Annotated in this window: 22 protein-coding genes; 9 read left to right on the forward strand and 13 right to left on the reverse strand. The window is 62.4% G+C overall.

From position 1 onward, the window contains the following. Positions 1-4: 4 nt before the first annotated feature. The 4 genes from EKN06_RS02895 to dusB form a co-directional block, all read right to left on the reverse strand. Entirely contained in the window at positions 5-2,287 is a 2,283-nt protein-coding gene (locus tag EKN06_RS02895) for a sensor histidine kinase (RefSeq protein WP_127611351.1), read from the reverse strand. A 70-nt stretch (positions 2,288-2,357) separates the two neighbouring features. Then, positions 2,358-3,821 carry a sigma 54-interacting transcriptional regulator gene (locus tag EKN06_RS02900; protein ID WP_127611352.1) on the reverse strand — a complete coding sequence of 488 codons (1,464 nt, stop codon included), beginning with the start codon at positions 3,819-3,821 and terminating at the stop codon, positions 2,358-2,360. Then, positions 3,818-4,957, reverse strand: a complete 1,140-nt coding sequence (locus tag EKN06_RS02905) for a two-component system sensor histidine kinase NtrB (RefSeq protein WP_127611353.1) — start codon at positions 4,955-4,957, stop codon at positions 3,818-3,820. The genes EKN06_RS02900 and EKN06_RS02905 overlap by 4 nt, the downstream gene beginning before the upstream one ends. Next, entirely contained in the window at positions 4,954-5,979 is a 1,026-nt protein-coding gene (dusB, locus tag EKN06_RS02910; RefSeq protein ID WP_127611354.1) for a tRNA dihydrouridine synthase DusB, read from the reverse strand. The genes EKN06_RS02905 and dusB overlap by 4 nt, the downstream gene beginning before the upstream one ends. Before the next feature lie 125 nt (positions 5,980-6,104). Between dusB and EKN06_RS02915 the strand changes: the two genes are divergently transcribed. After that, positions 6,105-7,274 carry a bifunctional 2-C-methyl-D-erythritol 4-phosphate cytidylyltransferase/2-C-methyl-D-erythritol 2,4-cyclodiphosphate synthase gene (locus EKN06_RS02915; protein WP_127611355.1) on the forward strand — a complete coding sequence of 390 codons (1,170 nt, stop codon included), beginning with the start codon at positions 6,105-6,107 and terminating at the stop codon, positions 7,272-7,274. 45 nt (positions 7,275-7,319) lie between these two features. Further along, positions 7,320-7,859 carry a CinA family protein gene (locus tag EKN06_RS02920; RefSeq protein ID WP_127611356.1) on the forward strand — a complete coding sequence of 180 codons (540 nt, stop codon included), beginning with the start codon at positions 7,320-7,322 and terminating at the stop codon, positions 7,857-7,859. A 3-nt stretch (positions 7,860-7,862) separates the two neighbouring features. On the opposite strand, the gene EKN06_RS02925 is transcribed toward EKN06_RS02920, so the two are convergent. Continuing rightward, complete coding sequence (locus EKN06_RS02925; RefSeq protein ID WP_127611357.1) at positions 7,863-8,306, reverse strand: type II toxin-antitoxin system RatA family toxin; 444 nt, start codon at positions 8,304-8,306, stop codon at positions 7,863-7,865. A gap of 13 nt (positions 8,307-8,319) precedes the next feature. Beyond that, positions 8,320-9,270, reverse strand: a complete 951-nt coding sequence (gene lipA / locus EKN06_RS02930; protein ID WP_127611358.1) for a lipoyl synthase — start codon at positions 9,268-9,270, stop codon at positions 8,320-8,322. 58 nt (positions 9,271-9,328) lie between these two features. Between lipA and EKN06_RS02935 the strand changes: the two genes are divergently transcribed. The 4 genes from EKN06_RS02935 to EKN06_RS02950 are packed head-to-tail and all read left to right on the forward strand — an operon-like array spanning position 9,329 to position 12,915. After that, on the forward strand, positions 9,329-9,979 hold the full coding sequence (locus EKN06_RS02935; protein WP_127611359.1) for a carbonic anhydrase: 651 nt from the start codon (positions 9,329-9,331) through the stop codon (positions 9,977-9,979). A gap of 15 nt (positions 9,980-9,994) precedes the next feature. Continuing rightward, the gene (locus tag EKN06_RS02940) at positions 9,995-11,278 is read left to right on the forward strand and encodes an MFS transporter (RefSeq protein ID WP_127611360.1); all 1,284 of its coding nucleotides are present in this window, start codon (positions 9,995-9,997) and stop codon (positions 11,276-11,278) included. Between the two features lie 18 nt (positions 11,279-11,296). Beyond that, a complete protein-coding gene (gene cysK, locus EKN06_RS02945) occupies positions 11,297-12,214 on the forward strand; it encodes a cysteine synthase A (RefSeq protein WP_127611361.1) in 918 nt (305 codons plus the stop codon). After that, positions 12,211-12,915, forward strand: a complete 705-nt coding sequence (locus EKN06_RS02950) for a dienelactone hydrolase family protein (protein WP_240654570.1) — start codon at positions 12,211-12,213, stop codon at positions 12,913-12,915. Before cysK ends, EKN06_RS02950 begins: the two co-directional genes overlap by 4 nt. A 4-nt stretch (positions 12,916-12,919) precedes the next feature. On the opposite strand, the gene EKN06_RS02955 is transcribed toward EKN06_RS02950, so the two are convergent. The 4 genes from EKN06_RS02955 to EKN06_RS02970 form a co-directional block, all read right to left on the reverse strand. Further along, positions 12,920-14,722, reverse strand: coding sequence for an acyl-CoA dehydrogenase C-terminal domain-containing protein (locus EKN06_RS02955; protein WP_127611362.1), 1,803 nt, complete (start codon positions 14,720-14,722; stop codon positions 12,920-12,922). Between the two features lies 1 nt (position 14,723). Next, positions 14,724-15,140 carry a MerR family transcriptional regulator gene (locus tag EKN06_RS02960; RefSeq protein ID WP_205693796.1) on the reverse strand — a complete coding sequence of 139 codons (417 nt, stop codon included), beginning with the start codon at positions 15,138-15,140 and terminating at the stop codon, positions 14,724-14,726. Positions 15,141-15,171: 31 nt separating this feature from the next. After that, positions 15,172-15,537: a phosphoribosyl-AMP cyclohydrolase gene (gene hisI / locus EKN06_RS02965; protein ID WP_127611363.1), complete on the reverse strand. Its 366-nt coding sequence runs from the start codon at positions 15,535-15,537 to the stop codon at positions 15,172-15,174. A 313-nt stretch (positions 15,538-15,850) separates the two neighbouring features. Further along, the gene (locus EKN06_RS02970) at positions 15,851-16,681 is read right to left on the reverse strand and encodes a ComF family protein (RefSeq protein WP_127611364.1); all 831 of its coding nucleotides are present in this window, start codon (positions 16,679-16,681) and stop codon (positions 15,851-15,853) included. 135 nt (positions 16,682-16,816) lie between these two features. On the opposite strand from EKN06_RS02970, the gene EKN06_RS02975 reads away from it, so the two are divergent. Beyond that, complete coding sequence (locus EKN06_RS02975; RefSeq protein WP_240654571.1) at positions 16,817-17,536, forward strand: methyltransferase domain-containing protein; 720 nt, start codon at positions 16,817-16,819, stop codon at positions 17,534-17,536. A 10-nt stretch (positions 17,537-17,546) separates the two neighbouring features. Here EKN06_RS02975 and ppdK read toward each other — a convergent pair whose 3' ends face one another. The 3 genes from ppdK to EKN06_RS02990 all read right to left on the reverse strand — a co-directional run bounded on the left by ppdK (position 17,547) and on the right by EKN06_RS02990 (position 23,309). Further along, the gene (gene ppdK, locus EKN06_RS02980) at positions 17,547-20,213 is read right to left on the reverse strand and encodes a pyruvate, phosphate dikinase (protein ID WP_127611366.1); all 2,667 of its coding nucleotides are present in this window, start codon (positions 20,211-20,213) and stop codon (positions 17,547-17,549) included. Between the two features lie 106 nt (positions 20,214-20,319). Beyond that, the gene (gene glyS, locus EKN06_RS02985; RefSeq protein ID WP_127611367.1) at positions 20,320-22,413 is read right to left on the reverse strand and encodes a glycine--tRNA ligase subunit beta; all 2,094 of its coding nucleotides are present in this window, start codon (positions 22,411-22,413) and stop codon (positions 20,320-20,322) included. Further along, positions 22,410-23,309 (reverse strand): glycine--tRNA ligase subunit alpha, encoded by a 900-nt coding sequence (locus tag EKN06_RS02990; protein ID WP_127611368.1) that lies wholly within the window; start codon positions 23,307-23,309, stop codon positions 22,410-22,412. The genes glyS and EKN06_RS02990 overlap by 4 nt, the downstream gene beginning before the upstream one ends. A 163-nt stretch (positions 23,310-23,472) precedes the next feature. Between EKN06_RS02990 and EKN06_RS02995 the strand changes: the two genes are divergently transcribed. Together EKN06_RS02995 and EKN06_RS03000 are read left to right on the forward strand one after the other, a co-directional pair. Then, the gene (locus EKN06_RS02995) at positions 23,473-23,874 is read left to right on the forward strand and encodes a hypothetical protein (protein WP_127611369.1); all 402 of its coding nucleotides are present in this window, start codon (positions 23,473-23,475) and stop codon (positions 23,872-23,874) included. Continuing rightward, the gene (locus tag EKN06_RS03000; protein ID WP_127611370.1) at positions 23,871-24,068 is read left to right on the forward strand and encodes a helix-turn-helix transcriptional regulator; all 198 of its coding nucleotides are present in this window, start codon (positions 23,871-23,873) and stop codon (positions 24,066-24,068) included. Before EKN06_RS02995 ends, EKN06_RS03000 begins: the two co-directional genes overlap by 4 nt. Positions 24,069-24,111 lie beyond the last annotated feature (43 nt).

The following is a 24,111-nucleotide window of genomic DNA, read 5'->3' on the forward strand; positions in this document are numbered from 1 at the left end:
TGTGTCATTCGGCCGCTTCCTTGCCGTCATCCGGCGCTAGGTCGGCCAGGGGATTGCGCGAGAAGCGAAGCCGCACGCGCGTGCCGCCGTCTTCCGCCGTTTCGAATGCGATATTACCCCCGTGCTCGCCCAGGATCTTCTGCACGATGGCTAGGCCGAGGCCCGTGCCCTTTTCGCGCGTCGTCATGTAGGGTTCGACGATGTTTCTGCCTTCGCGCGGCAAACCTATGCCGTTGTCGGTGACGGTAACGGTCAGTCCTTCGCGGTCCGGTTTGAGGTGAACGACGATGCGTCCCTTATAGTCTTCGTCGACGTTTGCGGCGCTGGCGCGGGTCTCGATCGCCTCGGCTGCGTTTTTGAGGACGTTCGTCATCGCCTGACCGACCTGATGTCTGTCGCAAGCAATGGTCGTGTCGCCTTCTTCGCCTTCAAACCGGTAGGAAATATGCGAGTTACCGACTTCCTGCAGGAACATGGCCTGCCGAACGAGATCGGTCATGTCCTCGTCTCGGAAACTGGGCTTGGGCATTCGCGCAAAGCTTGAGAACTCGTCGACCATTTTACGCAGGTCGCCCACTTGACGAATGATTGTCTGTGTCAGTTCGTCGAACAGTTCGATGTCGGTGCTGATCTGGCGGCGATAACGACGGTTCAGCCGCTCCGTCGCCAACTGGATCGGGGTTAGCGGGTTCTTGATTTCATGAGCGATGCGGCGCGCGACGTCCGACCATGCGGCGCGGCGCTGATCGAGAAGCTGGCGAGTAATGTCTTCAAACGTCAGAACGCTGCCGTGGCGGGTGCGGGCGATCTTGACGGCAAGCGTGCGGGTGTCGGTGCCGCGCGACTGCTGCACGATGCCGCTGTTCCGCCCGGCGACAAGCTGATCCCGCAGCGCGGGCGCGATTTCTGCCAGCGGACGACCGATAGCCTTGCCCTCGCCACCGTCGAATAGCATCGCCATGGCCGAACCATTGATGAGCAGGATGTTCCCGTCGTCGTCGACCGACACGATGCCGGCAGTAGCCGAATCGAGCACCGCTTCGGTAAAGGCGCGGCGTTCGACCAGCAATTCGTTCGCCTCGATCAGAGCTTGCGTCTGTCCGGCAATCTGTTCGGTCATGCGATTAAAGGCGCGGTTGAGCAGGCCGATCTCGTCGTTGCCGGTGCGACCCGCTACGCGTTTCGAGAAATCGCCAGACCCCACGTCACGCGCGGCGGCGAGCAATTCCGCCAGCGGCTCAACCTGCCGGTCGGCAAAGCGCAGGGCGAACCAGACCGCAAGCGCGACCAGCGCCAGCGACACGCCCAAAAGGGCGATGTTGAATTGCAGTTGCAGTTTGCGGGCGTTGCCGATCAGGCTGTCGTAATTGGCCAGCACACTTTGCGCGCGCTGCCACTGGCTCTGCGCCTGTTCATCAGATTTCCGAGCGGTATATAGGAAAATTCCGCGCGTGGTGTCGAGCGGGGTCACCGCCTCGATCCGTTTCGCAGTTGCCGACACGACCACCGTTTCACCCTTGGCCAGGCGATCGAATACCGACGGTTCGATCCGGTGCGGCCCCGCTTCTTCGTCGGGATCGACGATGGCGGCGGTGCGGACCATGCCGTCCTTGCCCCGTTCGATGATGGCGGATTCGTTCAATTCGCGGATGATGACTTGTCGGGTATAGGCCTCTGCGAATTCGGGAGAGGCGATGTTCGCCTGGCTCAGATAGAACCGCACGTCGCCTGCCATCGCGACGGTCTCGTCACCGATGTCACGCAAGTTCTGTTCGTAATATCCGCGCGCGAGCTGGTTTGCGTCTTCGAGCAATCCGCGCGAACGTTCGGAAAACCAGAACTCGACGCCCGACTGGAAAAGATATGACGCGAATGCCACGACCAGCAGCGTCGGCACCGCTGCGATCAGCGAGAAGAAGAATACCAACCTGACGTGCAATCGTCCGGTGCTTCCGGTCAGCCTGCGCGCACGGCGTAGTGCGAGCCGCCGCCCCAGCAGCATCAAGAGACCCATCGCCGGTATCAGCGTAGCGACGAGCAGCGACGTCGTCGTCGTGAGCGGGAGCAACTGCCCCTTGCTCTCGTCAGCGCCGAGCGTGAGCCAGCCGCCGAATAGCACGAGCAGGAGCACTGCCAGCAACAGAAGTTCGAGCAGCACGAACCCGTTGGCACGATACCAGAAAACACCGAATCTGCGGCTGAAACGCGACCAGTCGAGACCCTCCGGCCCCGGCAAGGGGCGGCGATCCACCGCAAGCGATGCATTTTCGCTGGTTTCGATAGTCATCGTTGCGAACTTACAACAGTGATGTTGCCCGATTGCAAGCCCTGACAGCGATCAAATCAACCGATCAACGCTAATTTGCTGCCGAATGGCCTTTTGCGGCGAAACCGTCAGGGTCGATTTCAAGCTCCACAAGCCTTTTGCGCAGGGTATTACGATTGATCCCAAGCATCTGGGCTGCCCTCAGCTGGTTACCTCCCGTCGTGTCCAGCATGTGGGCGAACAGGGGCTTTTCGAACGCGGCGATGGCCTTGGCGTAGATTTCGCCCGAGGCGGGGGAATTGGCGGTGAGCCAACGACCCAAGGCGCCCGCGAGGTCGTCGCCGCGATCCGCCATCGCGACTCCGGAAGCGACGGCCGCGCGCTCGTGCCGTAGCGGGCCGCCGTCTTCGACAAGTGCGCTGCGGATCGTCTGTTCGTCGATCACGTCATCCCGGGCCATCAGGGCGACGCGATAGATGAAATTCTTTAGCTCACGCACGTTGCCGCGCCATTGCTGAAGGCACAAAAGGTCGGCAGCCCCGTCGCTCAACATGTGAACGGGCAGTCCGTCGCGCGCGGCCTGATTCAGAAAATGACGGCTGAGGGCGGCAATATCCTCACCCCTTTCGCGCAACGGAGGAAGCTGTATCGGCACGACGTTGAGCCGGTAATAGAGATCCTCGCGGAAGGTCCCTTCGGCGATCATCGGAGCGAGGTCCTTGTTCGTCGCGGCGATGATGCGCGCGTCGAACGGCACTTCCTCACGCCCGCCGACACGCAGGATCATGCCCGATTGCAGCGCGCGCAGAAGCCGCGTTTGCGCTTGCATCGGCATGTCGCCGATCTCGTCAAGGAACAACGTGCCGCCCTGCGCCTGTTCGAATTTGCCGATGTGGCGGTTAACCGCGCCAGTGAACGCGCCCTTTTCGTGGCCGAACAGTTCGGATTCGATCAATTCGGCAGGGATCGCGGCGGTATTGATCGCGACGAACGGGCCTCGACCACGCCCGCCAAGCTGATGGATCGCTTCGGCCACCAGTTCCTTGCCAGTTCCGGATTCGCCAAGGATGAGGACGGTGAGATCGTTGCGAAGGACCCGCGTGATCATGCGATATACGGCCTGCATCGCGGGTGAGCGACCGACCAGTGGCAGGGCCATACCCTCGTCCTGAGTGGGCATGACTGGGGCTGCCGAACTGCCGATCCCCTGCTTTACCGCATGGATCAGTTCGTCGAGGTCGAATGGCTTTGGAAAATACTCGAATGCGCCACTGTCTGTCGCCCGAACGGCCGTATCAAGCGTGTTCTGGGCCGACAGAATGATGATCGGCATGTCGGGATGCTGGTTGCGGGCGACATCGATCGTCTCGATCCCGTCACCATCCTTCAGCACCACATCGGTTAACATGAGCGAGAAGGTCCGCGCGCCCAAGAGCCTGTCCCGCTCCGCGATCGTGTCGCAGCGAACGACCTTGAGACCTTCGTCTTCCAGCGCGGTGGTGATGACGATGGCGATCGAGATATCGTCCTCGACCAGCAGGACGGGATCGCTCACGAAATCACTCCTCGATCGTCCGTGCCGACATCTGGCAAGGTCCGTGCACCGGTGTCGGCGACGGGCAGGTGGATGCGGAAATTGGTTTGGCCTGCGAACTTGTCGCGGTCGTGGCTGATGCGACCGTCCATATCGCGCAACAATTTGCGCACCAGCGCGAGGCCAAGGCCCTGCCCGCTTTTCTTCGACGTCACGAACGGCTCGTAAAGATGGTCGCGAACGAGCGGGTCGATGCCGGGGCCGTTGTCGGACACCATGATCTCTATCGGCAGCCTGAGCGGCGATTGCCGGCCGTGGCCGTGCAGCGCGATGCCGCTGGCAAACCTGGTTCGCAGCCGCACCGTTGGTCTGTCTGCGTTGCGGCAAGCTTCGACCGCATTGGTCATCAGGTTGATGAGCACCTGCATCAGCGCATCGCTGTTTGCCATTACTTCGGGCAGCGAAGGATCGAATTCCTCCACTAGCACCACGCCCTCTATTCCGCTCGCTTCGATGACCGCACGGGCACGGCGGACGGCGACATGCAGGTTGACCGGAACCGCAGGTTCGCGCGTCCGGCTCGACAGCGATTGCATCTGGTCGATCAGGTGCGCGATCCGGTCCACCTCCTCGGCGATCAAGATGGCGAGCGGGCGGTCCTTGGCGCGAAGCTTGCGGGCGATGAGCTGCGCTGCGCCCCGGATGCCGGCCAGGGGATTCTTGATTTCGTGCGCGAGAATTTCGGGCGCGCGCAGAACTGAATTCTCGCGCTCCGCATCAGACACGCCGTCAAGGGCTTCCAGCTCGGTCGGTGCGTTCAGGGTCAGCACCTGCCAGCCGGGGTAACCCGCCACCGGGGCGATCGCGAGGTTGAGGCGGGCGGCGTCCGTTTTCCCGATTTTTGCGGCGATGTCGCGCGCGCTGATCTGGACCTCGCTATCGGCCATCATGTCGATGATGCGCGTTTCGGCAAATTCGATCACGGCTGACAGCGCCTTGCCGGTCAGGCGGCGGGCACCCTGCCCCAACAATTGTTCGGCCGCCGCGTTGACAGAGGCAATCTTGAGGCCGGGGCGAAGAAGGACGACCGCTTGCGGCAGGCTCGCGATCAGGCGATCGGAATCGGGTAGATCGACAGCCTGCCGCAGAAAGCTCACGCAGCCCTCCGGCAAGGCTCGGCATCGAGCAGGGGGACGTAAAAGTCGCGGATCATCGCCAACGAGGCATCGGCTTCGTCGACAAAGTTCACCTTGTTGCGAAATTCGGCCGAGCCGGTCAGGCCCTTAGTGTACCAGCCCAGGTGCTTTCGCGCCATGCGCACCCCGGTGTGAGTGCCATAGTGTTCGAGCATCGCGTGGTAGTGTTCGACGATGAGCGCGTATTGTTCGGCAAGCGTCGGATCGGGGCGAACCTCACGTCCGTCCAGCCAATCCATCACCTGTCCCAGAAGCCACGGTTTGCCATAAGCGCCGCGCCCGATCATCACGCCATCGGCACCGCTTTGCGCAAGCGCGGTGGCCGCGTCGTCGATGCCGCAGATATCGCCGTTGACGATGACCGGCAGCGAGACCGCATCCTTGACGTTGCGGACAAAGGCCCAGTCGGCCGAACCCTTGTACATCTGATTGCGGGTGCGGCCGTGGACGGTAATCAGCTTTGCGCCGAGATCTTCAGCGATATGTGCGAGTTCGGGGGCGTTCAGGCTGACATGGTCCCAGCCCATCCGCATCTTTACTGTGACGGGCACGTCGACCGCCTTTACCGTCGCCTCGATCAGGCTGGCGGCCAGCGGAAGGTCGCGCATCAGCGCGCTGCCAGCGTCGCCGCTGACGACCTTTTTAACCGGGCAGCCCATGTTGATGTCGATGATGGCCGCGCCGCGGTCGGCGTTGAGCTTGGCCGCTTCGGCCATTTCGGCAGGGCTGCACCCGGCAAGCTGCAGCGATACCGGTTCTTCGCAAGGATCCCAGTCCGCCTTTTGCAGCGACTGCCGCGTTTCGCGGATCATGGCGGGGCTGGCGATCATCTCGGTGACGTTGAGACCCGAACCGAACCGACGCACGAGCGTGCGGAACGGGCGGTCGGTCACGCCGGTCATGGGCGCAAGGATGACGGGGCTTGCAACCGAGACGGGGCCGATCTGGACCGGGGCCAGCTTAGGGGGAACAGGATGCTGCATATGCGAATGTGCCTAAAATTTAGGCAGCCGTTTAATCGAAAGCGTGCCGGGCGGCAAGGGCCGCATGCAACGTCGTTTGCGGCGGGGCTGGCATGGTTCGACGGCAAGGTCTATGCGCCGGCGCCATGATTGCGAATGAAGATCCTTCGGCGCAGACTGTCGCCATCGTCGTCGCCGCCGGACGTGGCGAGCGGGCAGGTTCGGGTCTTCCCAAACAATATCGCGCGGTCGCCGGCCGCAGCCTGGTCGCGCATTGCCTGTCGGCATTTACGGGGCATCCTGCAATCGATCGCGTGATCTGCGTGATCGGCGAAGGGCAAGAGGCCATGTTCGCGCAGGCCATTTCCCCGTTGCCCATCCCGCAGTTTGAAATCGGCGGGGCGGAGCGGCGCGATTCGGTGGCTAATGCTCTTGCCGCGATCGTGCGGGACGGTGGGGCAAATAACGTGCTCGTCCACGATGCTGCGCGGCCCTTCTGTCCCGCGTCGGTGATCGATGCGCTCATCGCCGCTCTTGCCGATCATGATGGCGCGGTGCCCGCCCTGCCCGTGGTCGACACGCTTGCACGCGGCGCGGATGATCTGGGCGATACGGTGCCGCGAGATGGGCTGTGGCGTATCCAGACGCCGCAGGCCTTTCGGTTTGAAACCTTGCTCCACGCCCACCGCAAATGGCCGTCCGACCGCGAGGCGACGGACGATGCTCAGATGGTGCGCGCCATCGGCGGCAAGGTCGCCATCGTCGAAGGACACGCCATGCTCGAGAAACTGACCCACCCGGCCGATTTCGCGCGGGCCGATGCCGCGCGCGGCCCTACGCCGTTACGCATCGGCAGCGGATACGATGTCCACCGGCTCGTCCCGGGCGAAGGACTGTGGCTGTGCGGCGTGCACATTGCGCACGATCGCACGCTTTCGGGGCACAGCGATGCGGACGTCGCGCTCCACGCGCTAACTGACGCGATTTTGGGCGCGGCGGCATTGGGCGATATCGGTCAACATTTTCCGCCGAGCGATTCACGCTGGAAAGGCGCTGCCTCGCACATATTCCTGTCACATGCCGCATCGCTCGCCCGCGATGCCGGTTATGCCATCGCCAATGCCGACATCACCATCATCTGCGAAGCGCCCAAGGTCGGCCCCCATCGCGACGTCATGCGCGCGCGGATCGCCGAACTGTTGAACGTTGACATCGGATCGATATCGGTGAAGGCGACGACCACCGAAAGGCTGGGGTTTACCGGCCGAGGCGAAGGCATCGCGGCGCAAGCACAGGTTTTGTTATGCACGAAATGACCATCCCATCGCAATTCTGCCGGATTTAGCAGACAGACGGACCCCATGGACTCACTTCTCCCCCCCGACCTCGTCGCCTTGGCACAACAAGTCATCGACGCCCATCGCGAGCGTGGCACGACGATTGCGCTCGCCGAAAGCTGCACTGGCGGCCTCGTTTCCGCTGCACTGACCGAGATCCCCGGATCGTCGGCCGTGCTCGACCGTGCTTTCATATCCTATTCCAACGACGCGAAGATGGAGATGCTTTCGGTCCCGTCCGATCTGATCGAGACGTTCGGCGCGGTTTCCATCGCGGTCGCATGGTCGATGGCGCAAGGCGCGCTGGAACATTCGAGCGCCGATCTGGCTGTAGCAATCACCGGCATCGCCGGACCCGAAGGCGGCAGCGAGAAAAAGCCTGTCGGCACAGTCATATTTGCCCGCGCGCGCCGCAAGGACCCGGACGACAAGGAACCGGCAGCCGAGCTGATGAAGTTCGCTTGCACCACTCGGGCCGAAGTGCGCCACAAGGCGGCGATCTGTGCGCTGGAACTGCTGCTTCCCAAAGTCACTCCGCCCGTCGAGCCGACGGAACAGCCTTAAGCGTCAGACCGCGGGTTCGCCGTAAAGTTCATGTGCGCGTTTTTCGAACGCGCCGACCATCTTGCGGAACGCCCGGTCGAGATACTGTCCGGCCAGCGCCTCGAACACCGCGTTGCGGAACGTGAAATCGACGCTGAAGTCGATCCGACACGAATGGGCGGTCAGCGGTTCGAAATGCCAGATGTTCTCAAGATGGCTGAGCGGACCGTCGACATATTCGACAAGGATGCGCGTTGGGCGATCCTTGGTGACTTTCGACGTGAACTTCTCGCGCAGCGCCTTGAACCCGACCATCATGTCGGCGACCATTTCGTGATCGTTGTCAGACCGCACGCGGGTGGCGACGACCCACGGCAGGAACTGCGGATACTTGCCAACGTCCGCGACCAGATCGAACATCTGCGCCGCGCTGTAGGGAAGTTCGCGGAACTCGCGAATATTCGGCATCAGTCGATAAGGCTCACTTCGTCGCGGCAGCCTTGGCGAGCTTCGCCTCGCGCGCCGCGCGCATTTCGGCGAAGTCTTCGCCCGCGTGATAGCTCGACCGGGTCAATGGGCTGGACGCGACCTGAAGGAAGCCTTTGGCCCGGGCGATCGAACCCAGCGCATCGAACTGCTGAGGGGTTACGAAATCAATGACCTTGTGATGCTTGGGTGTTGGTTGCAGGTATTGGCCCATCGTCAGGAAATCGATGTCGGCAGTTCGCATGTCGTCCATCACCTGATGGATTTCCAGACGCTGTTCGCCCAGCCCCAGCATAATCCCACTTTTGGTAAAGATCGAAGGGTCGAGGTTCTTCACTTCCTCAAGCAACCGCAAAGACGCGTAGTAACGCGCACCAGGGCGAACCGTGGGGTAAAGCCTCGGCACGGTTTCGAGGTTGTGGTTATAGACGTCGGGCCGCGCTTCGACGATGGCGGCTACCGCGCGCTTCATCTTGCCCCGAAAGTCGGGTGTCAGGATCTCGATCGTGGTGTTTGGCGTGCGCTTGCGTAGTTCTTCGATCACCTTGACGAAATGGCCCGCGCCCCCGTCGGGCAGATCATCGCGATCGACCGACGTGATGACGATATGTTCAAGCCCCATTTCGGCAGCCGCGGTTGCGACGTTCACCGGCTCCATCGGGTCCAGCACGCGCGGCATCCCGGTCTTCACGTTGCAGAAACGGCAAGCTCGTGTGCAGACGTCGCCCAAAATCATCACCGTCGCGTGCTTTTTCGTCCAGCATTCGCCGATGTTCGGGCAGGCCGCTTCTTCGCAGACCGTATTGAGTTTCAGCTCGCGCATCAGCCGACGCGTTTCGGCATATCCCTTGCTAGTCGGCGCTTTCACCCGAATCCAGTCGGGCTTGCGGCGGCGTTCGGCCTGCTGTTCGGTCATCAAGTCGGATGCTGCGGGTATCTCGTTCATGCGCCTCACATAGGCTGCTCGCTTGCCAGTCGCAATGCTTGGCGGCAAAGGGTTTGGCATGACTGATTCTCCGCAAGCTTTCGACGCCCTCAATGCCGGCTACCGGCGCTTTCGCGACAAGATGTGGCATCCCCAACGGGAACGCTGGATGCGGCTGCGCGAAGGGCAGGAGCCGAAGGTAATGGTGATCGCCTGTTCGGACAGCCGGGTCGACCCGGCGCAAGTGTTCGATGTCGATCCCGGAGAGATCTTCGTCGTGCGCAACGTGGCTGCGATGGTCCCACCGTTCGAAACGACACCCGGCCATCACGGCGTTTCGGCTGCGCTTGAATTCGCGGTGCAGGTGCTCAAAGTCGAGGAGATCCTCGTTTTGGGTCACGGCATGTGCGGCGGTTGCAAAGCGGCGCTCGATCAATCGATGCAGGGCGCTGTTCCCGGCGAAGGCGGGTTCATCGCCGACTGGATCGAACTGCTCGACGACGCGCGTGACCAGGTTGCGGCCGACTATGGGACCGAAGGCCGCGGCGCCGAACGCGCGATGGAGCAGGCGGCGGTGAAGGTATCGATCGCCAATCTGCGCACTTTCCCGTGCATCCAGCACAAGGAAAAATCCGGCCAATTGCGGTTGCGTGGCGGGTTTTTTGCGATATCGGACGGGCTCCTGCACTGGTTGGACGAGTCGACAGGCAAGTTTACGCCAGCCGCCTGAGAGACTTCGTTACAAATGGAAGAATCGCTCGAAGCGTCTGGTGCCATTCCCGACACGCGCCACCCGCTCGCCTATCGCGATTACCGACTGTTCTGGGTCGCTCGTTTCTGCGGTGTGATTGCCACGATGTCACTGGTCGTCGTGCTGGGCTGGCAGGTCTACGACGTTGCGCGGTCCGATTATGGGATGAGCCCCAGCACTGCCGCGTTCCAGCTCGGCATCCTGGGGTTTGTGCAGTTCGTCCCCCTATTTCTGCTGACGCCGGTTTCGGGCGTCGTTGCCGACAGGTACGATCGCCGGCTCGTTGCGGTCATCTCGGTCCTTACCGACATCCTGGTGGCGACCGGCCTTGGACTTGCGACCTACCTTGAAATCTTGACCCTGCCATTGCTGTTCGCGCTGGCGGCCTTGCATGGGGTGGCGCGGATTTTCTTCGGTCCTGCGATGAACTCGCTTGCGCCGAACCTCGTCCCGGCAAAAGTCATCCCGCGCGCCATCGCGACGAACGCCATCGCGTGGCAGTTTGCCGCCGTTCTCGGCCCGGCGGTGGGCGGCATGGCATTCGCGGTTTTCCCTGCCCTGCCCTATATCCTTGCGGTCGTGCTGCTGGCATTATCGGCGGGGCTTATTGCGGCGATCAAGCCGATACGCCGCCCCGATATCGACCTCACCGTACATCCGCTGCGGCAGATCAGGGACGGACTGCGCTTCGTGTGGCACGATCGCTTTCTGCTGGGCGCCATATCGCTCGACCTGTTCGCTGTCCTGCTGGGCGGGGTTACGGCGCTGCTGCCCGTCTTTGCCCGCGACATCCTTCAGGTCGGCCCAGTGGGTCTGGGCTGGATGCGCGCTGCCCCGGCGGTCGGCGCGGGACTGGTGGCGTTATGGTTTGCGTTCAAGCCGATGGAACGCAACGTCGGCGTCAAGATGCTCTGGTCCGTGGCGATCTACGGTTTGGCGACCGCGATTTTCGGGTTCAGCAGCTATCTCCTGTTGAGCCTCGCGGTGCTTGTCGTGCTGGGCGCGGCGGACATGGTTTCGGTATTTGTCCGCAACTCGCTGGTTCAGCTCAACACGCCGGATTCCATGCGTGGGCGGGTATCGTCGCTTTCGGGACTAGCCATTTCGGCATCGAACGAGCTGGGTGAGTTGCAGTCTGGCATTGCCGCCGCTCTGATCGGCGCGACGGGAGCGGTTGTTTTCGGCGGCGCAGGCGCTGTAATGGTGACGTTGATCTGGGCATTCGCATTTCCCGAACTGAAAAATGCCCGCACATTCGCTCCCGCCTACCGGGAGTAAACCTAAGGAGCCGCGACAATGAAGGCTGACAACGTACTCGCTACGATCGGCAACACCCCGCACATACGCCTGTCGCGGCTGTTTCCCGATCATGAAGTGTGGGTGAAGTCGGAACGGTCGAACCCCGGCGGATCGATCAAGGATCGCATCGCTCTGGCGATGGTGGAACAGGCCGAATCGGACGGGCACCTGTCGCCCGGCGGCACGATCATCGAGCCTACGTCGGGCAACACCGGTATCGGGCTGGCGATGGTCGCGGCGGTAAAGGGCTACAAGCTGGTCCTCGTCATGCCTGAATCGATGTCGCTGGAACGCCGCCGGCTGATGCTGGCCTATGGCGCGAGCTTCGATCTTACGCCGCGCGAACTGGGCATGAAGGGCGCACTGGCCCGGGCGCAGGAACTGGTGTCGCAGACGCCCGGAAGCTGGATGCCGCAACAGTTCGAGAACCCGGCCAACATCGCCATCCATGTCCGCACCACGGCGCAGGAAATCCTTGCCGATTTCGCAGACACACCGATCGACGTGATGATCACCGGCGTCGGCACGGGCGGACATCTCACTGGTTGTGCCGAAGCGCTGAAAGCAAAATGGAGCGCGATGAAGGCTTATGCCGTCGAGCCAGAGCTTTCCCCGGTCATTTCCGGCGGTCAGCCCGGCCCGCACCCGATCCAGGGCATTGGCGCGGGCTTCATTCCCGGCAACCTGCACACGCGTGCCATAGACGGCGCCATTCAGGTCGGTGCCGATGCGGCGAAGGATATGGCCCGCAAGTGCGCGACGATCGAAGGCCTGCTGGTCGGGATCAGTTCGGGTGCGACGCTGGCCGCCATTGCGAAAAAGCTGCCCGAACTTCCCGCAGGGTCACGCGTGCTGGGCTTCAATTACGACACCGGCGAGCGTTATCTCTCCGTGCCGGACTTCCTTCCCGAATGATGGGCGTCGAACCGGTCGCGTTCGACCATGATGGCATCGCCTATGGAGCGGCCCTCGTCCGCCCGGTCGGAACCCCGCGCGGCGCGGTGCTGATCCTGCCGACCATCGCGAACCGAAACGAGGCGATGGACCGCCGGGCGCGAATGCTGGCGGATGCCGGTTTCGTTGCCGTGATCGGTGATTTCTATGGTGCGCGCGCTCCCGCCGATTTCGATGCCGTTATGCAGGCAGGGCGCGCGATGATGGCGGACACTCCACGCTTCCGCGAGGTTTTGAACGCGAACCTCATGGCCGCGCGGCAAACGGTACCCGACATGCCCTTCGCCACGATCGGATTCTGCATGGGCGGGAAGGCCGTGCTCGAACTAGCGCGGGGCGGAGCGGACATGCGGGCCGCGATCAGCTTTCACGGATTGCTGGCAACGGACTGCCCGGCGTCGGGCGCAATCGATCCGGTGATCCTCGTCTGCCACGGCGATGCCGATCCCATGGTCCCGCGCAGCGATGTCGCGGCGTTCGAAGCCGAAATGGATGCCGCCGATGCCGCATGGCAACTGATGGTCTTCGGAGGAGCGAAGCACGGATTTACAGACCCCGCTTCGGACTTGCGCGACAATCCCGCCGTTGCCTATGACGCACGGGCCGACCGGCAAAGCTGGTCGGCCGCGATGCTTCTGCTGGACGAAATATTCCCCCGCTAAGCGGTCAGCCGTTACGAGCGAACGCTTCTGCCGGCATCTCCATGACGGTTGCCGCGCCTGCCTCCAGCTTGCGACGCAGTGCGCCTGCTTCGGGCAAATGGCTTTCGGCAAAGTGCCGCGCGGTGATCAACTTGGCTTCCATGAAGCCCGCGTCATCGGCCCCATCGGCAAGCGCGGACGCAGCCGATTTGGCCGAGCGCAGCCACATCCAACCCATCGACACGAGGCCCAGAATCTCCATGTAATGATACGCTGCCGAACCGATGTTGTTCGGATTGGCAGGGCCGTTCTGCATCAGCCACATCGACGCGGCTTTCAATTCACCGTTCGCCTTGGCAAGCGCGCCCTTCAACGTCGCGAAACGTTCGTCCTCGCCCGCTGCCGCGATTTCCTTGTCGACCATGCCGAAGAAAGTCTGGATCGCGCGACCGCCATGCATCGCAAGCTTGCGCCCGACGAGATCCATGGCCTGCACTCCGTTTGCGCCTTCGTAGATCTGCGTGATGCGGGCATCGCGAACGAACTGCTCCATGCCGTTTTCGGCGATATAGCCGTGGCCACCCCACACCTGCTGCATGTCGCACGCGACACGCATGCCGATGTCGGTGCCGATGGCCTTCACGATCGGGGTCAGCAACTGAACCATATCGTCAGCCTTGGCACGATCTTCTTCGCTACCGTGGCGTGACAGGTCAGCCTGCAACGCGACCCACAGGCCCAGCGCGCGCATCCCTTCGACGCGGGCGCGTGAATCGAGCAGCAGACGGCGCACATCGGGGTGCACGATCAACTGGTCGGCAATCTCGCCCGGCTCCGTCGGTCCGGTCAGCGCTCGGCCCTGACGCCGATCAAGCGCATAAGCAGCACCGTTCTGATAGGCGTTCTCGGCCTGCGAATAACCCTGAAGGCCGACCCAGAGCCGCGCCGCGTTCATCATGATGAACATAGCGGCAAGGCCCTTGTTCTCGTCACCGACAAGCCAACCGGTCGCCCCGTCGTAGTTCATCACGCATGTTGCATTGGCGTGGATGCCCATCTTCTCTTCGATGGAACCGCAGGACAAGCTGTTGCGCTGGCCCGGATTGCCATCCGCGTCGGGGATGAACTTGGGCACGATGAACATCGAAATGCCCTTAACCCCCTTGGGCGCATCAGGCGTACGGGCAAGAACGAGGTGGATGATGTTCTCCGTCAGGTCGTGTTCGCCCGAAGAGATGAAGATTTTGGTTCCGGTAACTGCGAAGCTGCCGTCGCCATTCGGCTCGGCGCGGGTGCGCAGCAGGCCAAGATCAGTGCCTGCGTGCGGTTCGGTCAGGTTCATCGTGCCGGTCCATTGACCGCTCGCCATCTTGGGCACGTAAAGTGCGCGCAGCTCGTCGGACGCGCGCGCCTCGATGGCCTCGATTGCGCCGGATGTCAGGCCGAAATACATGCCGAACGCCATGTTAGCCGAGGTCATGAATTCCTCGACCGCAAAGCTCAACACGCCGGGCAGGCCCTGCCCGCCCCGCTCGACCGGCATGGCCAACGTGGTCCAGCCCGCATCGCGAACCTGTTCGTACATGGCTTTGAAGCCCGCCGGGGTCGTCACCGTGCCGTCTTCGTGGCGGGTGCAGCCTTCCTTGTCGGCCGGCAGATTGGTCGGTGCGACCACTTCGGCAAAGAAACGTCCGGCTTCTTCGAGGATCGGCTCGATCATGTCGGCTTCCAAGGCTTCGAAACCCGGTTTCCCGGCCAATTCGGGCAAGCCGATGACCTGTTCGAGAACGAAGCGCGTGTCGCGCACGGGGGCAGTGTAAGTGGGCATGTCAGTCCTCTCCGACTTTCGGGCTCAAACCGGCCTCGACTTCAGGGATGAAGTCCTTGAGGACGCCTATGGCCCAAACGATGTCTTTCTGTTGCCGTTCCAGCTTGGCCAGCTGTTCGCGGCAACGTTCGATGGTGACGCGGCGCTGCATGTGGCGACCGTCGTCGAGATCATAGAGATCGAGCATCTCGCCCACTTCGGTGAGCGAAAAGCCAACGCTCTTGGCGCGTTCAATCCAGTGGAGGCGCGCGCGATCCCGCTCTGTATAGACGCGTTGGGTGCCGACCCGCCGTGGCGAGATCAACCCTCGCTCCTCGTAAAAACGAAGCGCGCGAGGTGTGACGCCAAACTCCGCCGACAGTTCGGCGATGGTCCAATCGTCTCTCGCATTTGCAGTTGCTTCGGTCACCTTCGTCATGCCGCCGCTGTAATTGACGTTGACGTTAACGTCAACCTCTTTGCAAAAGACCGTCAGGCGTTACCTTCCGGTAGAAGCAGGTGCGTGCATTGGTGTGACAAGCGGGTCCGTTGGCCTCCACCCGCAGGACAAGGCAGTCCTGATCGCAGTCGACGAGCATTTCGACCAGGCGCAGGACATGACCAGACGATTCGCCCTTTTTCCAGAGCATCTGACGCGACCGTGACCAGAAATGGGCGAAGCCCGTCTCACGCGTCATGGCGAGCGATTCGGCGTTCATGTGCGCGACCATTAACACCTCGCCGCCCGCCGCATCGACGCAGACTGCGGTTATCAGTCCGCTTACGTCGAAACGAGGTTCGAACCTGTTGGTGGTCTCGATGTCAGATTCGGTCATCTCGGGGCCTTTTGATACTAATAATGCCCCCCGAAGCGTCTCGGCAGGCCTGATGTTGCACGATAGGCACACCGTTGCACAATTTCCATGCCCAAGGTGCATACGCCCTTCTCAGCATAGGATTTGATGGGCAGAAGGCACCCACGGCTTGAGGGAGCCGGACGCCTGCAGGGGCAAACGTTATCGCAGACGTCCTCGGATGCGGTCTACGTTCAGGGAAATCGGTGGTGCCGGGGGGCGCCGCCAAACATTGAGGGGATCGGGCGGCAGCACGGGATCGACGGGGTCCCTGATGCGCCAGATGCTCGATTAGTCACGCGGGACGCCCGGGGTCATTCGCCCCGGGCGCTTCCGTTTGCGCCACACCATTTTGCCCGGCATTCAGCGCAACGACCGCATCACCGTCAATGACGCGCGCATAACAGGCAAAGAGTACCTTGCCCGCGCCGGCCGCTTTCAACGCCCGCACACAGGCATCGCTTGTCGCCCCGCTGGTCAGCACGTCGTCCACCAACAGGACGCTGCGCCCACGGATCCTGTCGCGCCACCGCGGAGCGATTGCGATCGCCCCCATTAGCGCCCGCGTCCGTTCGGCAGGATTGAGACCGCCCAGGCTAGGTGTCGCCCTGACGCGTCGCAGCACATCGGGGCCGTGGGCCCAACCACGCGCTTTCGCGATGGCCTTCGCCATCAGGGCAGATTGATTATATCCGCGCTTCCACAGCCGCCAGCGATGGAGCGGCACGGGCACGACGATCGTGTCCGGGCCAGTGCGATCCCCGATGCGGGCGGCCAACGTGCGGCCCATCGGTCCAGCAAGCGCGATGCGCCCGGCATGCTTGAGGTCGAGCACCATCTGGCGCGAAATGTCCCCATAGATCGTGGCGGCAACGATCCCATCATGGCACGGCAATTGCGTAAGACAGCGACCGCATAGGGCATCGACACCCAGATGATCGGCACCGAAGGGGCGCTGGCAAGCGGCGCACGATGGTTCGCCCGGAAGCTTCAGCTTTGTCCAGCAATCGGCGCAGAGGGCATCGTCGCCAGCGGGTGCACCGCCCGCAATCGCATCGCCGCACGCGGGACAGCGCGGCGGGAACACGAAATCGACAATCGGGGCAAGGATCAGGCGAAGCGACACGGCGATGCTGTGCCCCGCCCTTCCGATCGAAGCAAGCTTGCACCGGGCGATGTTCCCCGGCAGACGGCCCAAATGAATGCCCCTTCCCCCCCACGCATTTTCTCCTCCCGTCGCAGGTTGAACGCGCGTCGCCGCATGGCAAAGATGCGTTCATCCGGTACGGCCGTGTCGACGCTGGCGCGAGAAATAGCAGGGGACGCTCTCGACCGGCTCGGGTTCCTCAACCGCAATTTCGCCAAGGTGCTCGTCATCGGAGACACGACCGGAGCATTCGCGGACGGTCTGGACGCATCGGCAGTGGTCACGCGCGCCGATCCCAGCGACTTGTTCGGCCTCGCCATCGACGAAGAATGCCCACTTCCGGGGGGACCATACGATTTGATCGCGTCGCTGGGCCTGCTGGACAGCGTGAACGACTTGCCCGGCGCACTGATGCTGATGCGACGCGCCCTTGCACCCGATGGCTTGATGATCGCCAGTTTCTCAGGCGCAGGCAGCCTTCCCGTCCTTCGCGCCGCGATGCTGGCGGCTGATGGTGAACGCCCCGCCCCGCGAATTCACCCGCAAGTCGACGTTCGGGCCGCAGGACAGTTGATGACGCGCATCGGGTTCGCCAGCCCGGTCGTCGATGGCTGGGGATTCGACGTCGGTTTTGAAAACCTCGACCAGCTGGTCGGGGATCTGCGCGCGCAAGCGATCGGAAACGTACTCGCCGATCCCGGCCCACCGTTGGGGAAGGCAGCCCTGATGCGCGCCCGCAAGACATTCGCGGACGAGGCCGGATCCGACGGCCTTGTCCGCGAAAGATTCGAAGTGCTTACGCTCAGCGGGTGGAGCCCCGCGCTACGGACCTGAGCCGCGCGAATTAGCGGTTCAGCGCCGCCTGTGCAGCGGCCAATCGCGCGATCGGCACGCGATAAGGTGAAGCTGATACGTAATCGAGACCCACCTTTTCGCAGAACGCAATAGATGCGGGGTCGCCGCCATGTTCGCCGCAGATGCCGAGCTTGATGTCGGGACGTGTCGCTCGGCCCCGGTCGGCACCCAGTTCGACCAGCTGCCCCACGCCTTCGATGTCGAGGCTGACGAATGGATCGCGCGGATAAATGCCCTTTTCGACATATGGATTGAGGAAGCGGGCCGCATCGTCGCGCGACACGCCCAACGTCGTCTGGGTCAAATCGTTGGTGCCGAATGAGAAAAACGCGGCTTCCTCCGCGATCTCCCCCGCCATCAAGGCGGCCCGCGGCAATTCGATCATCGTCCCGACCAGATATTCGATCGTGCTGCCTTTGGCGGCAAAGACTTCGCCGGCGATCTTGTCGACCAGCGCCTTCAGAATTTCCAGCTCGCGCTTGGTGGCGACGAGCGGGATCATGATTTCCGGCACCGGGGCGTCGCCGCTTTCAACCGCAACTTCGATGGCCGCTTCGAAAATGGCCTGCGCCTGCATTTCGTAGATTTCGGGGAACGTGATGCCCAGGCGGCAGCCGCGATGGCCCAGCATCGGGTTGAATTCGTGCAGTTCGTCGGCCCGGCGCTTCAGGTGATCGACGCCATACCCGGTGATTTCGGCCAGTTCCTCGAACTCGGTATCGCCGTGCGGCAGGAATTCGTGCAGCGGGGGATCGAGCAGCCGGATTGTGACCGGCAGGCCCGCCATCTCGGTAAAGATCGCCTTGAAATCGCTGCGCTGTTCCGGGAGCAACTTGGCCAGCGCCATCTCGCGGCCCTGCTTGTCCTCTGCCAAGATCATCTGGCGCACGCTCGAAATTCGGCTTGCATCGAAGAACATGTGTTCAGTGCGGCAAAGGCCAATGCCTTCGGCGCCGAACTGGCGCGCTATCTTGCAATCGGCAGGTGTTTCAGCGTTCGTGCGCACCTTCATGCGCCGCTGGCCATCGGCCCAGACCATCAAGGTTGCGAAATCGCCAACAAGTTCCGGCTCAATCGTGGGCACCGAACCCAGCATGACCTCGCCCGTCGATCCATCGAGGGTCAAGACATCGCCCTCGCGGATTTCAGTCGATCCGATCCGCGCGATTTTTGCCTTGCGATCGATCGAGAGCGCCGACGCACCCGAAACGCAGGGGCGGCCCATGCCACGGGCGACAACCGCCGCGTGACTGGTCATTCCGCCACGCGCGGTCAGAATGCCCTTTGCGGCATGCATGCCGTGAATATCTTCGGGACTGGTTTCGACGCGGACGAGGATCACGTCTTCGCCACGTTCCACCCAAACTTCGGCTGTATCGGCATCGAACACCGCCTTGCCCGAAGCCGCACCCGGAGATGCGGGCAGACCGACGGTCAGCACGTGACGTTCCGCCGTGGGGTCGAGCGTCGGATGTAGTAGCTGGTCGAGCGCCATCGGATCGATGCGCCGGATCGCGGTCGCTTCGTCGATCAGACCTTCCGCGACCATTTCGACCGCCATCTTCAACGCGGCCTTGGCGGTGCGCTTGCCGCTCCGGGTCTGCAACATCCACAACGTGCCCTGCTGCACGGTGAACTCGATGTCCTGCATGTCGCGATAGTGCTTTTCGAGCAGGTCGAAGACCTTCGCGAGCTGCCCGTATGCGTCCGGCATCGCCTCTTCCATCGAAGGCGCGGTGGCCCCTGCAACTTCGCGCGCAGCCTTTGTCAGGTATTGCGGAGTTCGGATGCCGGCAACAACGTCTTCGCCCTGCGCGTTGATCAGGTATTCGCCGTAATAGACGCGCTCGCCAGTCGCAGGATCGCGCGTGAACGCAACGCCGGTGGCCGAGGTATCGCCCATGTTGCCGAATACCATCGCCTGCACGTTGACGGCCGTGCCCCAGCTGCCGGGAATGTCGTTCAGCCGACGATAGACTTTCGCACGTTCCGAATCCCAGCTTCCGAAAACGGCCGCGATCGCGCCCCACAGCTGTTCGGCCGGATCCTGCGGGAACGGGCGGCCAAGCTCGCGCTCCGCGACTTCCTTGAACTCGGCGACAAGCGCCTTCCAGTCGTCGGCGGTCAGCTCGATATCGTTATAGTAGCCCTTGTCTTCCTTGGCGATTTCGAGCGCTTCCTCGAACAACCCGTGATCGAGGCCGAGCACGACGTCGGAATACATCTGGACGAACCGGCGGTAGGAATCCCACGCGAACCTTTCGTCGCCCGAAACTGCGGCAAGGCCCACCACTGTATCGTCGTTGAGGCCGAGGTTGAGCACGGTATCCATCATGCCGGGCATCGAAACGCGCGCGCCCGAACGGACAGAAACGAGCAACGGATCGGCCGGATCGCCGAATTTCTTGCCAACGGTCCGTTCGATATCGTTCAGCGCAGTGGCGACCTCGGCGCGCAGACTGTCGTCGAAATTCGCCCCTTCGGCCAAATATTTGACGCACATTTCAGTCGTGATCGTGAAGCCCGGAGGCACCGGCAGGCCGATAGATGCCATTTCGGCAAGGTTCGCACCCTTCCCGCCGGTGATCGTCTTGTCCTTCGCGCGCGGATCGTCCGAAACCGCGGTCCCTCCGAAGGTGTAGACATATTGCGTCATGATACCTTTGACCTCTCGTTGCGATACCTTGCAGTGCAGCAAAAGCGACAATTCAAGGTGTCAGCCTCCCTCGATGGCGTCCCTTTAGAGTCTAGACGGCGCTGAGTCAGCCCTCGATCCGCGAAAAGTCTGCAACTTTGTGCACCGCAGCAACAAAGCGCGACAGCAAGGCCAGCCTGGCCGCGCGTTTCGCAGCGTCAGGGTCGTTGACAGTGACATCGTCGAAGAACGCGTCGATCGGCGCGCGGAGGCTGGCGAGCGCGGTCATCGCGGCGGCAAAGTCTTCGCCTTCGATGGCAGCCAGCGCCGCAGGCTCCGCGCGGTCGAGTGCGTCGACCAGCGCCTGCTCGGCAGGTTCGCGATCGTAGTGCGCCGCCCTGCCGCGTTCGGCCACGATGAACCCGACATCGGGATCGTCGACCAGCGATAGCGGGTCTTCCTCTCCCGTCTGCGCGATCCGGTCGTTTGGCGCTTCGTATCCTTCCTTCTTCAGGATATTGCCTGCACGCTTGTACCCGGCCAGCAAGTTTGCGCCATCTTCGGTCGCCATGAAAGACTGAAGTGCATGGACGCGAGCAAGCAGGCGGACGAGATCGTCTTCGCCGCCGAGAGCGAAAATCGCGTCGATCAGGTCATGGCGAACACCCGCTTCCTTCTGCTGGACCTTGAGCCGGTCGGCGAAGAACTCAAGCAGATCGCCGTCGGCCACCGCCATGCGCAAGCCATTCGCGGTGACGAGCCGGATGACGGCCAGCGCAGCACGCCGCAGTGCAAAGGGATCCTTCGATCCGGTCGGCTTTTCTTCGATCGCAAAGAAGCTGCGCAACGTATCGAGCTTGTCGGCAAGGCTGACCGCTACAGACACTGGCGCGGTCGGCACGTCGTCGCCCTGCCCAACCGGCTTGTAATGATCGCGGATCGCGTCGGCTACTGCGTCGGGCAAGCCTTCGGCGCGGGCGTAATAACCGCCCATGAGTCCCTGAAGTTCGGGGAACTCTCCGACCATTTCGGTCACGAGATCGGCCTTGCACAGCAGCGCGGCCATCTCGGTGATGTCGGGGTCCGCGCCGGGCACGATGCCCTGTTCCGCCAGCCAGCGGGCCAGTTTCGCCACGCGCTGGACCTTGTCCGCCACGGTGCCCAGCTTTTCGTGGAAGGTGATGCGTTCCAGCTTGCGTGCATGGTCGGCCAGCGTCGTCTTCTGGTCGAGCTCCCAAAAAAAGCGCGCATCGGACAGCCGGGCGGCCAAGACCTTGCGGTTGCCGTCGACGATGATTTCAGGATCAACTGCGCGGATATTGGCAGTGCACACGAACGCGTTGGCGAGCTTTCCGCCCGCATCCTGACACACGAAATACTTCTGGTTCGTCCGCGCGGTCAGCTGGATCACTTCGGGCGGGACATCGAGGTATCCCTCATCGAAACGGCCTAGCAAGGGTTCGGGCCATTCGGTCAGTCCGGCGTTTTCGATCACCAGTCCTTCGTCGTCCATCAAACGCAGCCCGGCAACTTCGGCAGCTTCGCGTGCCTTCGCACGGACAAGGTCCTGACGCTCTTCGTGGTCGACGATGACGTGGCAGCAGCGCAGCTTTTCGGCATAATCGTGCGCGCCGCCGATGGTCACTTCACCCGAATGGTGGAAGCGATGGCCAAGCGTGGCATAACCGGATGCTACGCCACCGACTTCGCACGCGACAAGGTCTTCGCCAAGGATTGCGACGATGCCAGAAAGCGGGCGAACCCAGCGCAAGCTATCGGTCCCCAACGACGCTTTGCCCCAGCGCATCGACTTGGGCCACGGAAAGGCGCGGACGATGGCGGGAATTGCCTCTGCCAGAACGTTGCTGACGGCCCGACCGGGAATGTCCTTCACCGCGAACCAGGTCATGCGGCCTTTGACGTCGCGCAGTTCAAGCTGAGCGCGCGTTACGCCATTCTTCTTGCAGAAGCCGTCAACGGCCTGATCGGGCGAACCTTCGGGTGGTCCCTTGGCCTCTTCGCTCACCGCTTCCGTGCGCGCGGGCATGTCCCGTGCGATCAGGGCAAGGCGGCGCGGGCCGGAAAAGACTTCGATTGAGCCATGCGTGACCCCGGCATCCGCCATCTGCTGACGGAACAGGCGCTCGAGATCGGCGCGGGCACCGGCCTGCATCCGGGCCGGAATTTCCTCGGACTGGAGTTCGAGCAGAAAGTCGTTCATGCCGCCCACTCCGGATATGCCGCGGCCCATTGGTCGGAATATTTAGCCATGTAGGCTTCACACGAACCGCGGGCCAGATCGCGGACCTGACCCATGTAGCTGGCGCGTTCCTGCACCGAAATCACGCCGCGCGCCTGCAACAGGTTGAACACGTGGCTCGCCTCGATCGCCTGTTCGTACGCAGGGATCGGCAGGCCGTTTTCGAGGCAAAGCCTGCATTCCGCCGCTGCCTTGCGGAACAGGTCGAACAGCGCCTCGGTATCGGCGACCTCGAAGTTCCACTTTGACATTTGTCGCTCATTTTCAAGGAATACGGCGCCATAGCTCACGCCATTTGTATTGAAAGCGAGGTCATAGACGTTGTCGACGCCCTGAATGTACATCGCCAGCCGTTCGAGGCCGTAGGTCAATTCGCCCGCCACCGGCTTGCAGTCGTAGCCGCCCATCTGCTGGAAATAGGTGAACTGGGTGACTTCCATCCCGTCGCACCACACTTCCCAGCCAAGGCCCCATGCGCCCAGCGTCGGGCTTTCCCAGTCGTCCTCGACAAAACGGATGTCGTGTTTCAGCGGATCGATGCCGATGGTGCGCAGCGATTCCAGGTACCAGTCCTGAATGTCGGGCGGCGAAGGCTTCAGGATCACCTGATACTGGTAGTAATGCTGCAGCCGGTTCGGGTTTTCGCCATAGCGACCGTCGGTCGGGCGACGGCAGGGCTGAACGAATGCCGCGTTCCACGGTTCCGGGCCCAGTGCGCGCAGCGTGGTCGCCGGGTGAAACGTGCCCGCGCCCATACGCATGTCATAGGGTTGCAGGATAAGGCAGCCTTTCGCGCTCCAGAAATCGTGGAGGGCGAGGATCATGTCCTGAAAGGATCGGGTGGGGTCGCGTGTCATGGCCGCGCCATGGCGCATTGGCGGGCGGCGCGTCAATGGGACGCTGGCCGAGGCCGAGCAAGACCGAGCACCCTGTCAGGTCTTTGTGTCACTATGTCAGGTTGTCTTGACTATGTAACCGAATCGCGACATTATGTCAGGATTACCTGACAAGAGAGTTCACATGATGATCAAGATTTCGCAGGATCGCCGCGCTACTTCGTTCATGGCCTCCGCCCATTTCGGCGGTCTCGCCATTTTCGCTTACCTGGCAGGGCGCATGGCCAACTGGCCGGATTTCGCGATCGGCATGACGATCGGAATAACGCTGGCCAGCCTTCTCGCCCTCATCCTCTTCAGCCGGACGGATGAATACCTGCTCAGCCTCTGGCACGCCGGCGTCAGCGCCGGTTTCATCGTCGTCGCACTGGCCTTCGTCTATGCGCCGGTTTTCGCAGGATGGTCTGACACCTTCCTGGGCACGGCGAACCCGACCCAAGCCGCCGCAGCGCAGTTTGCAGGCATGCTTGCGATCCTTGCCTTCTATGTCGGGCTCCACGTCCGATGGCTGCGGAGCCGGGCATGAACAACCGGCTTCGTGTCCTGCGCGCCGAGCGGCAGTGGAGCCAAGCTGACCTTGCCGCGCGGCTCGATGTGTCACGGCAGGCGGTAAACGCGATCGAGACGGGCAAACACGACCCCTCGCTCCCCCTTGCCTTTCGCATTGCGCGGCTGTTTGCAATGCCGATTGAGGCGATCTTTGACGACGGCATTTCCTGACGTCCGGCATAAAGCAGGTCCGATCACTTCACGTTCACCAATC

This window comes from Croceicoccus ponticola, assembly GCF_004004515.1.
Taxonomy (GTDB): domain Bacteria; phylum Pseudomonadota; class Alphaproteobacteria; order Sphingomonadales; family Sphingomonadaceae; genus Croceicoccus; species Croceicoccus ponticola.

Coding starts and splice junctions, on each gene's coding strand:
- EKN06_RS02895 (WP_127611351.1), bottom strand. CDS start 2,287: ATGACTATCGAAACCAGCGAAAATGCATCGCTTGCGGTGGATCGCCGC.
- dusB (WP_127611354.1), bottom strand. CDS start 5,979: ATGCAGCATCCTGTTCCCCCTAAGCTGGCCCCGGTCCAGATCGGCCCC.
- EKN06_RS02915 (WP_127611355.1), top strand. CDS start 6,105: ATGATTGCGAATGAAGATCCTTCGGCGCAGACTGTCGCCATCGTCGTC.
- EKN06_RS02920 (WP_127611356.1), top strand. CDS start 7,320: ATGGACTCACTTCTCCCCCCCGACCTCGTCGCCTTGGCACAACAAGTC.
- EKN06_RS02925 (WP_127611357.1), bottom strand. CDS start 8,306: ATGCCGAATATTCGCGAGTTCCGCGAACTTCCCTACAGCGCGGCGCAG.
- lipA (WP_127611358.1), bottom strand. CDS start 9,270: ATGAACGAGATACCCGCAGCATCCGACTTGATGACCGAACAGCAGGCC.
- EKN06_RS02935 (WP_127611359.1), top strand. CDS start 9,329: ATGACTGATTCTCCGCAAGCTTTCGACGCCCTCAATGCCGGCTACCGG.
- EKN06_RS02940 (WP_127611360.1), top strand. CDS start 9,995: ATGGAAGAATCGCTCGAAGCGTCTGGTGCCATTCCCGACACGCGCCAC.
- cysK (WP_127611361.1), top strand. CDS start 11,297: ATGAAGGCTGACAACGTACTCGCTACGATCGGCAACACCCCGCACATA.
- EKN06_RS02950 (WP_240654570.1), top strand. CDS start 12,211: ATGATGGGCGTCGAACCGGTCGCGTTCGACCATGATGGCATCGCCTAT.
- EKN06_RS02955 (WP_127611362.1), bottom strand. CDS start 14,722: ATGCCCACTTACACTGCCCCCGTGCGCGACACGCGCTTCGTTCTCGAA.
- EKN06_RS02960 (WP_205693796.1), bottom strand. CDS start 15,140: ATGACGAAGGTGACCGAAGCAACTGCAAATGCGAGAGACGATTGGACC.
- hisI (WP_127611363.1), bottom strand. CDS start 15,537: ATGACCGAATCTGACATCGAGACCACCAACAGGTTCGAACCTCGTTTC.
- EKN06_RS02975 (WP_240654571.1), top strand. CDS start 16,817: ATGGCAAAGATGCGTTCATCCGGTACGGCCGTGTCGACGCTGGCGCGA.
- ppdK (WP_127611366.1), bottom strand. CDS start 20,213: ATGACGCAATATGTCTACACCTTCGGAGGGACCGCGGTTTCGGACGAT.
- glyS (WP_127611367.1), bottom strand. CDS start 22,413: ATGAACGACTTTCTGCTCGAACTCCAGTCCGAGGAAATTCCGGCCCGG.
- EKN06_RS02990 (WP_127611368.1), bottom strand. CDS start 23,309: ATGACACGCGACCCCACCCGATCCTTTCAGGACATGATCCTCGCCCTC.
- EKN06_RS02995 (WP_127611369.1), top strand. CDS start 23,473: ATGATGATCAAGATTTCGCAGGATCGCCGCGCTACTTCGTTCATGGCC.
- EKN06_RS03000 (WP_127611370.1), top strand. CDS start 23,871: ATGAACAACCGGCTTCGTGTCCTGCGCGCCGAGCGGCAGTGGAGCCAA.